Raw genomic sequence first — 13,962 nt, 5'->3', positions numbered from 1 at the left:
GTGCCATGCGTACGTTCACGTGGAGTTACCTGTTGATGCTGCTGTGCGCAGCATCGGCCGCCCAGGCGCAGTCGGTGGTGCCGCTCAAGGGCCAGAGCAGCCAGCAGATGCAACTGGATATCAACGATTGCAATACCGTCGCCACCAATGCCGCAAACGGCACGGCGACGTCCAGCGACCCCCATGTCGGTGGCCGGGTTCGCGGTGCAGCTGCGGGTGCCGCCGCCGGTGCTGTAGGCGCGCAGGTGCGCGGCAACCAGCATGACGCGTTGTACGACCGGGTGGGTGACGATGCCAAGCAGCAATACCGGCAGAACCGTGCCGGCGAAGTGGCCGCCGCCGGGGCCGCGGTCGGTGGCATGCGCCAGCGTCAGGACCGGCGCCAGGACCGGCGCGGCCAGGACGAGGCAAAAACCCAGGCCCATGCCAGTGCCTACAGCGGTTGCCTGCAGGGGCGCGGCTATCAGGTCAGCCCCTGAGCAATGCCACGCCATGCGCCTCCTGCCGGGGCAGCATGGCGTGCTCAGTTCAGGAACTTCGCCAGCTCTTCCCGGCAAAACTCCACGAACAGCTGCGCCGGCTTGGTTAGCTGGACTCGCTTCAACCACGCCGCAGCCAGCCCCGACAGCGCCACCGGCTCGGCAATGTCGAGCATTGCCAGGCGCTGGCCGTCATAGGTGTATTCCGAGTGCGGACGGGTTACCAGCAACGAAAAACCGAAACCCTGACCGACCATGCCGCGCACCATCTCGATCGACGGCGAACTGAAGACAATGTTCGGTGCCAGGCCCATCTCGTTGAACAAGCTGACGAAGTAGGTGCGGCTAGGGGCCACGTCCAGCAGGATCATCGGCTCCGGGCACAGGTCGCGCAGCGAGACCTGGGCCTGGCCGGCAAAGCGGTGGTTCTCGGGTAGCAGCACATAGGGCTTCTGCGGCGGCATCAGCGGCTCGGCCTCGATGGTGCCATCCAGGTCGTGGTCATAGAGAAATGCCAGGTCGAATGTTCCAGCGGTCAGGCCCTGGATCAGGTCCTGCTGTTCACCGTCGCGCAGGCGAATGTCCACACCCGGGTAGCGCTGACGAAAACCGGCGATCAGGCGCGGCAGGTAGAGTGGCGCCACGGTTTCGAAACAGCCAATGTCGATTTGCCCGGCGACGGTATCGTTGTCGGCCAGGGCATTCTGTTCGAACTCATGGGCCATCTGCAGCAGCGACTTGGTCTTGGCGTAGAAGCGTTTGCCGCTGGGTGTCAATGACACGCCCTGGGCGTGGTGGCGGATGAACAGCTGCACACCGAAACTTTCCTCCAGGCTCTTGATGGCCGTGGAGATGGACGGCTGGGCGATGTACAGCTGGCGTGACGCTTCGGCCACACTGCCCGCTTCCACGGTGGTGACGAAGTACTTCAGTTGTCGCAAGGTATAGGCAGCCACAGGGTACCTCTCTGACGCGGGTCTTGGCAGGCTGGGATCATGCCTCACACTTTACCCTTGGCTGCCGCTCTGCGGGCGCTGAGCGCTGAAGGATTTACCTATGCCTTGAACAGGTTTTTTGTAGGGTCTGCCAGTACCTCGTCTCACAGGCCTGCGCAAACCGGCGCCGCACCACGCTTGCACCTGTAACGGGCCCCCGTGGCACTGCAACCACTGGTCAAAAACGCCCGAACGTCTTTACTGATAGTCATCGGCCCCAGGTAAACGGTGTGTGCTTATGAAGATCGTGGTCACCAGCATCCTCGTCGACGACCAGGCCAAGGCCCTGGCTTTCTACCACTACGTACTCGGTTTCGAGCCAAGACACGACATCCCCATGGGCCGGCACCGCTGGTTGACCCTGACTTCGCCCAACGACCCCAATGGCGTCGAACTGCTGCTGGAACCCGACGCGCACCCGGCGGCCAAGGTATACAAGGCCGCGCTCAAGCAGGATGGCATCCCCGCCACCTCGTTCGGCGTGCGCGATATCCAGGCCGAATACACCCGGCTCTGTGCAGCCGGTGTGCAGTTCATCCGGCCACCAACCCCAATGGGGCCGGTTACCGTGGCGGTGTTCGATGACACGTGCGGCAACTTGATCCAGATTGCCCAGAAGCACTAGCCGGTTGCCCTTACCCCAATGCGCACCCACAAGGAAAAAAGATGCGCCACGAATTCAGCGAAGTGCTCAACGACCTGGTCGACTACTTTCTGCTCGGCGATATCCAGTTGCTCGAGCGCTTCAAGCAAGACCATCAACTGCCCGACGACCTGGCCGGTGCGTTCACCCACGGTGACAGCGGCGACCAGGCGGTGCGCGAAGGCATCGTGCTGCCGCTGGCCGGTGTCGACAACCTGCCCTACCGCATCCTGTTCACCCTCGATAACCACACCCCGGCCCTGCGCGAGGCCGGCAGCCGCCTGAAGCACCGGCGCAATGGCTATGTACTGCGGGTCGAGCACGGTGCGCTGATGCTGTACACCTGGCGCATCCTGCAGCACTTCACGCCCAAGACCCTGGGTGACCTGATGGCACGTTACCAGGTGCCAGGGCGGCCGATCATCGAACTGGACAATGGCTGGTACGACGTGGAGGTGCTGGCGGGGGCACTGGTGCGCGACGGGTTGTACGAGCCGGCATTCGAGTTCGTGCTGAAGAAGCGCTGGAGCCGGGGTGAGGCGACAGCTGTGGATACCGGGTATGCATTCGGGCTTCGTGGCTACTTCGACTGATTGATCGCCTGTGCCGGCCTCTTCGCGGGTGAACCCGCTCCTACACTGCATTCGAGGCCTGTGCTGATCCTTTCGCGGGTGAACCCGCTCCTACAGCGAAGGGGCCAGCACAGGCAAACTCGACCTTCAGGTGTGAGTGATATCCCGATCCTTGGTCTCCGGCAGGAAGAAGATCCCCAACACCGCCGTCATCACGGCAATCACGATCGGGTACCACAAGCCGTAATAGATATCCCCGGTCGCTGCCACCATGGCAAACGCCACGGTCGGCAGGAAGCCACCGAACCAGCCATTCCCGATGTGGTAAGGCAGCGACATCGAGGTGTAGCGGATGCGCGCCGGGAACAGCTCCACCAGCCAAGCGGCAATCGGCCCGTAGACCATGGTCACGTAGATCACCAGAATGGTCAGCAGCAACAGCACCATCGGGTAGTGGATCTTCGCCGGGTCGGCCTTTTCCGGGTAGCCCGCCTCTTTCAATGCACCACTCAGGGTTGCGGTAAACGCTTCGCTTTGCACCTTGAAGTCGGCCGCCGCCAGGCTGCTGCCATCAAAGCTCGGCAATACCCGTTCGCCAATGCGGATCTGTGCCACGCTGCCGGGCTCCGCCGCTTCATTGGTATAGGGGATGGCGCGCTTGGCCAGCAGGCTCTTGGCAATGTCGCAGGAGCTGGTGAATTTGGCCTTGCCCACCGGGTCGAACTGGAACGCACATTGGCCCGGGTCGGCCACCACCACCACCGGGTTCTGCTCCTGGGCAACGAATACATCCGGGTTGCCGTACTCGGTCAGCGCCTTGAAGATCGGGAAATAGGTCAGTGCGGCGATGATGCAGCCGGCCATGATGATTTTCTTGCGGCCAATCCGGTCGGACAGGCTACCGAAAATGATGAAGAACGGCGTGCCGATCAGCAGCGAGCCGGCAATCAGCAGGTTGGCGGTCTGCGGATCGATCTTGAGCATCTGCAACAGGAAGAACAACGCATAGAACTGCCCGGTGTACCACACCACGGCCTGCCCTGCGGTACCGCCCAACAGCGACATGATCACCACTTTGAGGTTGTCCCAGCGGGCAAACGACTCAGTCAGCGGGGCCTTGGATGCCTTGCCTTCGGCCTTCATCTTCATGAACACCGGCGACTCATTGAGCTGCATGCGGATGTACACCGAAATCGCCAGCAACAGGATGGACAGCAGGAACGGCACCCTCCAGCCCCAGGCTTCGAACACTTCCGTGCCCATGGCCGTGCGGCATGCCATGATCACCAGCAAAGACAGAAACAGCCCCAACGTGGCAGTGGTCTGGATCCAGGCGGTGAAAAAGCCGCGTCGGCCCTTGGGTGCATGTTCAGCCACATACGTGGCCGCGCCGCCATATTCGCCACCCAAGGCCAGGCCCTGCAGCAAACGCAAGGTGATCAGGATGATCGGCGCAGCCACGCCGATCACATTGTAGCTGGGTAGCAGGCCCACCAATGCCGTAGACAGGCCCATGATGACGATGGTGATGAGGAAGGTGTGCTTGCGCCCGATCATGTCGCCCAGGCGACCGAACACGATGGCGCCGAACGGTCGGACGGCAAAGCCGGCGGCAAAGGCCAGCAAGGCGAAGATGAACGAAGTGGTTTCATTGACCCCGGCAAAGAAGTGCTTGGCGATGATTGCCGCCAGGGAGCCGTACAGGTAGAAGTCGTACCATTCGAACACCGTGCCCAGGGACGAGGCGAAGATGACCTTGCGCTCCTCCCTGGTGATGCCGCGTTGGGGCGCGCTGCTGCCCGTGGATGCGCTGTCGAGAACCGCCATGGGTTGCCTCCGTCATGTTGTCATGCAGGCCGGAGCACCTCACAACCACTTCACCGTCGCACCCAGGCCCTTGAGCTTGCTTTGTTTGCGCGAAGCACGACGAGGCGGGCCGCCTCGGATCGCAGCAAGGTAAATGAAGCATAATCGGGATTGCCTGGATATCCACCCGCCAGGCCCTGCACAAGAAGACGGCCTGGACTACACGGCAGCACCGGGTGATGGGCGATATCGGGTTGGCTGACGATTTTGGCGGGGGCGGTTTCACCCGCCAGGCACTACCGGCCCCTTCAACTCGACCTGATTACCATCCGGGTCGTAGCAGTAAAGCGAAAGCCCCTCGCCTTCGGCACCATAACGCTTCTCTGCAGGCTCCACCTTTACCCCGGCGGCTTCCAGATAGGCCGTCAACGCGGCCTCGTCAAACGGCTCGATGCGCAGGCAGAAATGGTGCAGGTTGCGCCCTTCCACGCCCGGTGCAGCTCCGCCTGGCTGCCCCAGCGGGCCATCCAGGGTTACCAGGTCGATCATCGCCGTGCCCGTGGCCAGGTGCACCATGCCCAAGTCTTCGCGCACGCGGCTGACGGTGCAGCCGAGCAGTTCGGTGTAAAAGGCAACACTGCGCGGCAGGTCGCTGACCCGCAACACAAGGTGGTCGATGTGCTTGATGGTGAAAGGCCGCATGCCGGGCTCCCTGTGGCGTGTTTGCGAATACGTTCGCCACCATAGCCCAGGTTCACGCGGCGTGACCAGAATCAGCTACTCGTTCACCAAGCGTTGCAGAACGCCCCCTTCATGGCGCGTCAGGATACGCAGCAACTGGTCGACCAGCGCCCGGTCCGGCGCATCCAGGTGGAAGTGGTGCCCGCCTGGGTGCCAGGAGACTTTCGCCTGGCTGGGCAAGGCGGCCTGACGCCGGGTAAAGGCCTCGCCGGTGAAGGCCCCCTGGCGGCCGAACAGCAGGTACAACGGGCAGCGGATCTGACTGAGCAGGTCGCAGGCTTCGCGCTCGGTCAGGGGCATGGGTTCGGGCAATACCAGCCGCGGGTCGTGGCGCCAGCAATAGCCATCGTCCAGCTGTAGCAGGTCGCGCAGCGCCAGCAGCCGAGCGGCACCTTCCGACAGTTCGGTGTCCAGCCGCTCGCGGCGTTGCGCCAGGGCGGTGTCCAGGTCGTCGAAGCGACCAACATCCGGCTCGGCAAAACCCGGCAACTGGCTACGCTGTACCATGCGCTTGAGCCGGTAAGCCCGCGCCAGGTGCTGCACGCGGTCATCCTCGGCCACCGTGAACGGTGCCCCCATGCCGTCGAGGAAGGTCATGCTGGCAATGCCACTGGTCATGGCCGCCAGCAGCGACGCTATACCGGTGCCCATCCCATGGGCCAGCACATGAAATTGCGCCAGGCCCAGGCTGTCGGTCACCGCCAGCATGTCTTCGGCATGCTCCCACAGGTAATAGCCGCTGTCGTGGCGACGATGCCCAGAACGGCCATGGCCGATCAGGTCGGGGGCCACCACGAAGCAGCCGTCCAGCATCGGTGCCAGGCGCTCGAACGAGGCAGCGTTATCCAGCCAGCCATGCAAGGCCAATATGGGAATACCGTCTTCTGCCCCCCAGGTGCGAACCGCTATTTCAACGCCATCGAGGTCTAGCAGGTGGTCTTTCGGACTGCACAGCGAACGCATTGCGATTCTCCTTGGCTGAAGCCTGCACCATGGCCTGCCTCACCCTCTCGCAGATGCTCCCTCGCTGCCAGCCCCCCACCGACCCGCGCATACGCAGGACCGACTGCTGCCAACAACTATCTACCGCACCCCGGCGCCTTGATCAGCGTGGACTGTCTCCCCCCACAAAAGAGATGGTGACCATGACAACCCCGACACCGTTACATCAAAGCCAGATAACCCGATCGTTACCGAAATGGATCAAGGCGCTCCAACCCACGCATACGCGCAAAGTGGTGCAGAGCCTGTACAAGGAGTACCTCGATGAAGATGGCACCCCTTACTCGTGGTATGCCACTGCCGATGAGCCAATGCGTGAGCAGTTGCACAAGGCGTTGCAAACCCGTAACAAACGGCTGGCGCACGTCAAACAGGCGCTGGGCGAGTTCAAGGACATCATCGCGTTCTGCGGCCCTCTGTTGACCGAGCGGTTGAAGCTGAATGTACCCGTAGACAGGGCGCAGTATGTGTTCCAGCCCTTTGAGTCAGAGGCCAACATCTGGGTTGGCGTTCCCGATGTGGAAACGCCTTTGGTCCCGGACGTGGAAGCGGACGTGCTGGCCACCCGCCCCGTAGGCCAGCCGCAAACACGCAGTTTGCTGGAGGCTGCCCTGCACAACTTCGAGGGGCTGGACGAAGTCGGTCCCTACAGCAGGCTCACCGACGCCGCTGGCAGCGACACGCCCCTGGCAGGCCTGACGATGGCGGACTTCGTGAGACATTGTCGGGCACTGGACCTTGGCAAACGCTATCAAGACCATTTGCTTGCAACCCATGAAGGCGCCAATCGCGCTGAAATCCAGCGCCTGTCGATTGCAGCGAACCGTGAGGCCTTGAGGGTCCAGGCATTGATCGCCAAGCTCAAAGGCCTGCTGAGCCAGGCCGGGCTCGATGCGCTTGGGCAACTGTGCGACGGCAAGCCTCACCCCACCTATGAAAACGAGGCGTTGCATTGCTGGCACTTCAACCTGTTCGATACCCCCGTCCACGAAATACTGTTCATCGGGCCAGACAACCCTTACCGCAAGAACCCCTGCATTGTGTATGTCCCTGGCGACAGCGAGCACCCGGTAAGGGAGTTCGCTTCTCGTCAGGAAGCGGGCAAGCACCTGCGCAGCCGGCTATTGCAAAGCGAGTTTCGCCGCGCTTTGGTGCATTTCGCCTACAAGGACAGGCAAAAAGAACTCGCCGTAAAGCTGGAAATCGCGCTGTTCGAAGAGGATGAAGCGGGCATACGCAAACCCCGCATCATGCCAGTGATCCCTTTCACGCTCTCGCCCATCAGGACCGCCCCTTGGACGTCCTTGTACAACGCACACCTTGCGCGCATGAAGGCCGACGCAAAAACCATTGCTGTGCCTACCGCCGAAGTCGACGCCAACGCCCGCAATGAGCGTCTGAAGTACTGGTTCGACCTGGGGATGAACGTGCTGAATGTCGCCGCGTTCTTCGTGCCGGGTTTGAACACGGTAATGCTAGGTGTTTTTGCTTACGACCTGATGAGCTCTGTTTTCACCGGGTTCGAGGCCTGGGAAGAAGGTGATACCCGGCAGGCACTGGCGCAGTTGGAATCGCTGGCCATCAACGCGGGCGTGATTGCCGGCTTTGCAGTGGGCACCAGGATCGTCCAGGCGTCTGGCTTTGTCGATGCACTGAAACGTGTATGGCATGAAGACAAGGAGGTGCTCTGGCACCCCGACATGAAACCCTATGCGAGCACGGCGGCTATTCCTGAGGGGGCTCAACCCGATTTGCTCGGCCATGTACACGTCGATGGGAAGACCTACCTGAAGCTGGATGGAACCCTGTACGAGGTGTTTCAGGGCACTGATCAGCAATGGCGCGTGCGCCACCCCGATGACGCGCAGGCCTATGCCCCACGCTTGCTGCATCAGGGTAACGCCCGCTGGCAACTGGCCCATGAGCAGCCTCTGGAATGGGACCGCGCACAGCTCGCGCGCCGCCTCGGCAGCCATAGTGCAGGCCTGGACGACAGCGAACTGGACCATGCCATGCGCAGTACCGGTACCGATCCAGACGTGCTGCGCCGCACCCAGGCAGCGGGCCTGCGTCCACCCGCTTTGTTGATCGACACGCTGCAGCGGTTGCAACTGGACAATCAGACACAACAGATCATCAACTGCGTACGCCATGGGCTGCCGCTGGCTGCGTACAAGAACTTTGCCTTGCCCGAGTTGCTGCGCCTGCCGGGGTGGCCCGAGGGGAACGTGCTCAAGGTTTACCAAGGGCCAGAACCCTGGGGCGAATCTGTGCGCTACGGCCCCCCTCACACGCTGGGCCAGACAGAAATCGAAATTACCCGTACCGACCTGGACAATGGCCAATTGAGCCAGACCGTGCTGGATCAGATGGATGAAGAAGCCATTGGGCATTTGCTCGGCGACACACCAACCGAGCACCGATCGTCCGCACTGAACAACAAGCTCGCGCAACACCTGGAACAGCACCGCGAAGCGCTGTTCGAGAGCCTGCAACAAAGACACCGCCCCGCACGCCCAGCAACCGCACAAACCCTCGCCCGGCAGTTTCCTGGGCTGCCGGACAGCGCGCTTGAAGCATTGCTTGGCAACATCAGCAACGCCGAACGGGAACGCCTGACCAACGGCCGGGTGCCGCTTCGCATTGCCGAAGAAGCACGCCTTCTGCAAGCTCGAGCGCGGCTTGACCGCGCCCTCCTCGGCCTGTTCAGGCCTAGCCTGGCCAACGACGACAGTCTACGCATCAAACAGGCGCTGCAAGCCGCGCACCCGCAGGCTGACCCGGCCCGGTTGCTGCAACTTGCCCTTGACGATCGCCAGCACTGCGCCTCACTGATCGGCCAGCAACCCATCAACCCCAGGTTCCGCTCCCCTTTGCGGTTGGCCAACGGCCAGCTGGGCTATCCCCTGAGCGGCCGTGGCCTGCAAGGACGAGCCTTGCCGGCTGCACGTCGACTCCGGGCGCTCTACCCCGAACTCAGCAGCGAGCAAATCAGTGGTCTACAAGCCGAACTGGCTCGAGGAGGCGACCTGGGTAGCGCGATCAACCAACTGGAGGTCGAGCAGCGTACCCTCAACCGGGATCTCAACCGCTGGGTAAGCACCGCCCGCACCCTTGAAGAGCGCTTTGATCGCCAGCAATGCACCGAGCGACTGATGAGTGCTTCGCGCCGTGAAGGCGGCGCGCAACGCGCAGTGCTGGTACTGAGCCATATGCAACTGGAAGCGCTGCCAGCGTTCACTGCCCGTATGCCGCATATACGGCACCTCGTCCTTGAGGGGTTGCAGATGCAACGCCTGGAGGGCGGCTTCCTGGCAAACTTCCCTGACCTGAGCACCCTGGAAATTGTCGGTAACCCGGAGATGGACGCTGAAGCATTGTTCGAGGCGCTCAAGTCTGCCCCACGGCTACGCGAGCTGGGCCTGACAGGCAATGGCTTGACTACCCTTTCAGCCACTGCCCAGCAGGCCATTGGGGCGATGCCTGGCCTGCGGGTACTCGGCCTCAGCCGTAACCGGCTGCGGCTCGATAATGCCAGCCTCGCCTTCCTGATGCGTTTGCCCCTGGATGGACTTGGCCTGGGCAGCAACCAGATCACACTGGATGAGAGCCTGGCCGCCCAGTTTCAGGACATGATCCATCCCAAGGTACTGCACATGTCGGGCAACCCACTGCGGCTGGCGCCAGACCTGCGCTTCATGGCCCGCCTCAGCCACCTGGACCTTGACCGCTGCGAACTGCAGCAGTGGCCCGACAGCCTGACCGTCCTGATGAGCCAGCCCCAGTACCAACTGCGCTACCTGAACCTGTCGTCCAACCGCATTCGTACCCTGCCAGACTTGCCTGGTGTGCTGCGTACCCCGTTTGCCCGCGATGTCGCCGCGCACTTGCCGGAGCGCCGCTGGCTGTTCAACTACAACACCCTGGAAGCCCAGACACGAGCACGCCTGGGCAGTAGCGGCGTCAACGTATTCGAGCACGCAGAAGACGTGCCACTGTGGCAAGGCATTTTCCGTGGCGAGGCGAGCAGTGCCGAGGAGCAACTGTGGAGCGACCTGTTTGACCAAGGTGAAAACGCAGCGCTGCTGGGCGTACTCGAACGTCTTGCCCAATCGGCAGAAGCGCAGCGTGATGGCGAGGCCCTGAGGGCACGCGTCTGGAAGCTGTTGGATGACGCGGCCCGCGACACCGCGCTGCGTGAACGCCTCGCCACCGTGGCCGGCGACTTCCCGCCAACCTGTGGCGACGCAGGTGCCGACGCGTTCAGTGCCTTGGAGATAGAAGTGCTGGCCCACGAAGCGGCAGCCGTCGCCGGTAGTCGACCCGCTGATCTACTGAGCCTGTATGGCAAGTTGTACCGACGCAGTCAGGTCAATCAACTGGCCGATCGCATCAGCTGGAGAAGGTCCTTGCGCAAACAGGCGCTGCTCGACGGGGCCTTCGATGAAAACCTCCCCCCCTACGATGAGCTGGACGACCCCTCAGCCTTTCCAGACAGCGAACTTCAAACGGGGCTGGTGGACGATGTCGAGGTACGTTTGGCCTTGCGCCAGTCGTTGGCCAGCGCGCTGGACTACCCTGAGCCGAGCCGAGGCATGCTGTACCGCAATACGGCCAGAATCAACGACACAATCATCGAAATGGTGAAAGCTGCGGTCCGTTCCCTGGACAGAGATGCCATCGCTCGGGAGCAATGGTTGACCCAGCAGCCGGGCTGGGTCGAGTACTTGAAACGAGAGCATGCGGCACAGTTCAGCCTGATCACCGACTTCTGGCGGCCAGGCCTTGACTACCTCTATTACTGCCTGGATGAAACCGCCGACCCGGTGACATCCCTGGACAGCTCTGTGCGACGAGCCTTGGCCAGGGTCATGCCTGAAAGCCCGGTGGATGCTGAGGGCAGGCTGCGGCGCGTCGTGCTCAACGAGCAGCAGTATCGCCAGGGCGTGGACGCGCTGACTGCCGAGCAGCAGCAGGTTGAAACCGGTCTGCTGATCAGCCTCACCCGCCAGACGCAAACAATCGGCCGCTGACCCCCACTCACTGCCCGCGCAGGTCTTCGAAGAAGGCCTGCTTGCCGTCCACCTGGCTGGACGCCCGTGGGGCCGCTGCGGCGTCACCACTGACGGCCTCCACGTGCCAATAGCAGTGCTGCACTGCACGGGTCACCGCCACGTAGGCCAAGCGCTGCACTTCTTCCTTCTGTGCCGAGTCGAACGGTTGGGCATCACCTGCCTTGCCCAGCCCGGCCTGACGGTATACCTGGTTCTTGTAGGGTGAGCTGGTCAGGTACTGGCAGTCACCCAGCATGAACACCGCATCGGCCTGCAAACCCTTGGCACTGTGGTAGGTCAGCTGGCGCAGCCGGCGCTGCTCGGCCGGAAGCGCCGCGTCGGCGTGCAGCACGCTTTGCAGGTGCTCGTTCATCAACGCTCGGTCACTGCCCTTGCGGTACAGCATCATGACCGTCTCACCCCGCTGGTAATGCTCGACAAGCGTTTCGCCCAACGCAGCCTCGTCACGGTCGAACACCTTGACCGGCGAGCCGGGCAACTCAGCCGCCGGGCCACTGGCGCGGGCTTTCTTGCCGGCAATCGCCGGGGTGCCCTTGACCAGGTGCTCGGCCGCATCGATCACCTGTTGCTGGCATCGGTAGTTGTCGACCAGCATCACCCGCGTGTTGGCCGGCGACGGGAACGCCTTGGTGAACTCCATGAAATACTTGGGCGAGCTACCACGCCAGCCGTAGATCGATTGCCAGTCGTCCCCCACGCACAGCAACGACGAATGCTGGGCATGGCGCCCGGTGTGCATGGCCGGGCCGCGGCGCCGTATTTCGGCGAGGCTGGCACGCAACCAACTGACGATCTGTGGCGACACGTCCTGGAACTCGTCGATCATCAGGTGCGCCAGCGGCCGCAGCAACGGATCGGGCAGCAAGTGCAGGTTTTCTGGGTTGTTCTCGCCAAACAAGGCGAACATGCGGTTGTAGCTCATCACCGGCGGCGACTGGTCCAGCAGGTGCGCTTCCAGGGCTTTCCAGTACAGCGCCAGGGCCTCAAAGAACAGTGCATCGCTGTCGCCGGACGGAAAGCTCATCGCCGCCACCGCTTTGTTCACCTCCAACCCAAGGTTTTCGATGAAATTGGCCGCACTGACGAACGCATCCAGCAGCGGAGCCGGGGCCAGTTCGCCCTTGACCTTGTACTCGAAGCCAGGCCCGGCCACGGCATCGCCCGCCAACGATGCCGCCAGGCGCCTGGCCATGGCGTAGTTGTCGAGCCAGATCAGCGGCCTGTCGCAGAACGCCTGCAACAGTGTGCGCTTGACCGCCCACTCGGCACGCACGGTCAGCTTGGCGCCGGGGCGCTGGTACTGCACGCTTTGTGCGGGGTCGAAGCCCAGCACCACCAAAGGCCCCTGGCCTTCCAGGCGGCCATGCACATGGAAGCGGCTGCCACGGATGTCGACCGTTTCGCGGCAGGGCTCGATGCCCTTGATCGGCCAGACGCCAGCGGCGAACCACAGGTCCTCTATCACGTCGCACAGTTCTTCGTCGCGCTGGGCGGCCAATTGGGTCACCTGTGCGCGCTTCTGCACATCGGGGTTGTTCGGGTCCAGCGGTTTCAGTTGCAAGGCTTCGCTGCGCAACTGGCCGACCAGCTCGGCAAAACGCGGGCTCTCGCCCAGCAAGCTGCTGTAGCACTGGTTCAGCTGCTGGCGCTGGGCATCGTTCAGGCGCAGGTCGAACGGGTTGCTGTCGGCCTCGGCCTCACGCCCGGCAGGCATCTCGTGGCCCAGTGTTTCAAATGCACGCACCTGGCCGAAGCCCGGCAGGCTGCGCACCAGCGGCAGGATGCGCGAATGGAACGTGCGCACCAGCTCGCGGGCCTGCGCAGGCTGCAGGTTGATCTGCCACAGGGCGAACACCTGCAGCAGGCGCTTGATGAAGTCCTTGCGCGACTCGCGGGTGAAGGTGACCACGGTCATCGCATCCAGCTCGTAACCCAGGTAATGACGCAGCAGCAGGATACGCAGCACCAGCGACGTGGACTTGCCTGCCCCGGCGCCTGCCACCACGCAGGTAGACGGGGTGTCACTGAAGATCAGCTTCCATTGCGCGGCGCTGGGCTGGGCTTCGGCGGGCAGGCGCTGGGCGACATCGGCCTTGAAGCGCTTCTTCAACTCGGCCGTCAACGGCAGGCGCCAGTCGTCGAACAAGTTGTCATCCTGGCCTGGCACGGCGGCGCTGTCGGGGCGCGTATCGCGGATCACCAGCACCTGGCGCCCCGCTTCATAGCCCTCCACCCGACCACGCTCGAACCCTTCACGCACGCCATCGGCATGGCCAGTGCGCTGGCCTGTGGCGTGGCCGAGGAACCACGAGTCGCGGTGCTGGGCTTGCAGGCGGGTCAGGCCACGCCCCAGCAAGCGGGCGGCCAGGCGGCGAAACCAGGGCAACTGGGCAGGAGGGGTAAGGTCGGCGGGGGCCAAGGGTTGCTCGTGGGCCACGGTCACTCCGTTGAAAAACAAAACAGCAGGCATGTTCGCCGCATCGACGAAAAATCGCCAGCGAATGCTTGCAGATCAGTGGATTAGGCGATGAAGCGAATAAAACATCGCAAAAAAACATCTATAAAACAGATTGTTTTAAGCCGATATTTACGCTTATTTTCGATGTGTCTTTAGCGCATCATGGCGTCATTCCACTGATTCAAGGAGCA

The 13,962-nt window shown here is 62.6% G+C and carries 9 protein-coding genes; 4 read left to right on the top strand and 5 right to left on the bottom strand.

The genetic code is table 11. The features are described from left to right. Positions 1-5: 5 nt before the first annotated feature. A complete protein-coding gene (locus BJQ17_RS05740) occupies positions 6-479 on the top strand; it encodes a YMGG-like glycine zipper-containing protein (RefSeq protein ID WP_003250819.1) in 474 nt (157 codons plus the stop codon). 44 nt (positions 480-523) lie between these two features. On the opposite strand, the gene BJQ17_RS05735 is transcribed toward BJQ17_RS05740, so the two are convergent. Then, a complete protein-coding gene (locus tag BJQ17_RS05735; RefSeq protein ID WP_004575413.1) occupies positions 524-1,435 on the bottom strand; it encodes a LysR family transcriptional regulator in 912 nt (303 codons plus the stop codon). Positions 1,436-1,712: 277 nt separating this feature from the next. On the opposite strand from BJQ17_RS05735, the gene BJQ17_RS05730 reads away from it, so the two are divergent. After that, a complete protein-coding gene (locus tag BJQ17_RS05730; RefSeq protein WP_003250815.1) occupies positions 1,713-2,099 on the top strand; it encodes a VOC family protein in 387 nt (128 codons plus the stop codon). A 41-nt stretch (positions 2,100-2,140) separates the two neighbouring features. Further along, positions 2,141-2,710, top strand: coding sequence for a hypothetical protein (locus BJQ17_RS05725; protein WP_003250813.1), 570 nt, complete (start codon positions 2,141-2,143; stop codon positions 2,708-2,710). Between the two features lie 126 nt (positions 2,711-2,836). Here the strand turns inward: BJQ17_RS05725 and BJQ17_RS05720 are convergent, their stop codons facing one another. From BJQ17_RS05720 to BJQ17_RS05710, 3 genes are all read right to left on the bottom strand, one after another. Beyond that, positions 2,837-4,516, bottom strand: a complete 1,680-nt coding sequence (locus BJQ17_RS05720) for an MFS transporter (RefSeq protein ID WP_060544792.1) — start codon at positions 4,514-4,516, stop codon at positions 2,837-2,839. Between the two features lie 261 nt (positions 4,517-4,777). Beyond that, positions 4,778-5,197: a VOC family protein gene (locus tag BJQ17_RS05715; protein ID WP_003250810.1), complete on the bottom strand. Its 420-nt coding sequence runs from the start codon at positions 5,195-5,197 to the stop codon at positions 4,778-4,780. 75 nt (positions 5,198-5,272) lie between these two features. Continuing rightward, positions 5,273-6,199 carry an alpha/beta fold hydrolase gene (locus tag BJQ17_RS05710; RefSeq protein ID WP_003250808.1) on the bottom strand — a complete coding sequence of 309 codons (927 nt, stop codon included), beginning with the start codon at positions 6,197-6,199 and terminating at the stop codon, positions 5,273-5,275. 182 nt (positions 6,200-6,381) lie between these two features. Between BJQ17_RS05710 and BJQ17_RS05705 the strand changes: the two genes are divergently transcribed. Beyond that, entirely contained in the window at positions 6,382-11,271 is a 4,890-nt protein-coding gene (locus BJQ17_RS05705) for an NEL-type E3 ubiquitin ligase domain-containing protein (protein WP_375731031.1), read from the top strand. Between the two features lie 7 nt (positions 11,272-11,278). Here BJQ17_RS05705 and BJQ17_RS05700 read toward each other — a convergent pair whose 3' ends face one another. After that, positions 11,279-13,783, bottom strand: a complete 2,505-nt coding sequence (locus BJQ17_RS05700; protein ID WP_070095726.1) for a UvrD-helicase domain-containing protein — start codon at positions 13,781-13,783, stop codon at positions 11,279-11,281. Positions 13,784-13,962: the final 179 nt, after the last annotated feature.

The organism is Pseudomonas sp. NBRC 111139 (assembly GCF_001753955.1).
In the GTDB taxonomy this organism is placed as follows: Bacteria; Pseudomonadota; Gammaproteobacteria; order Pseudomonadales; family Pseudomonadaceae; genus Aquipseudomonas; species Aquipseudomonas alloputida.
This window is presented reverse-complemented; position numbering and strand designations above follow the sequence as displayed.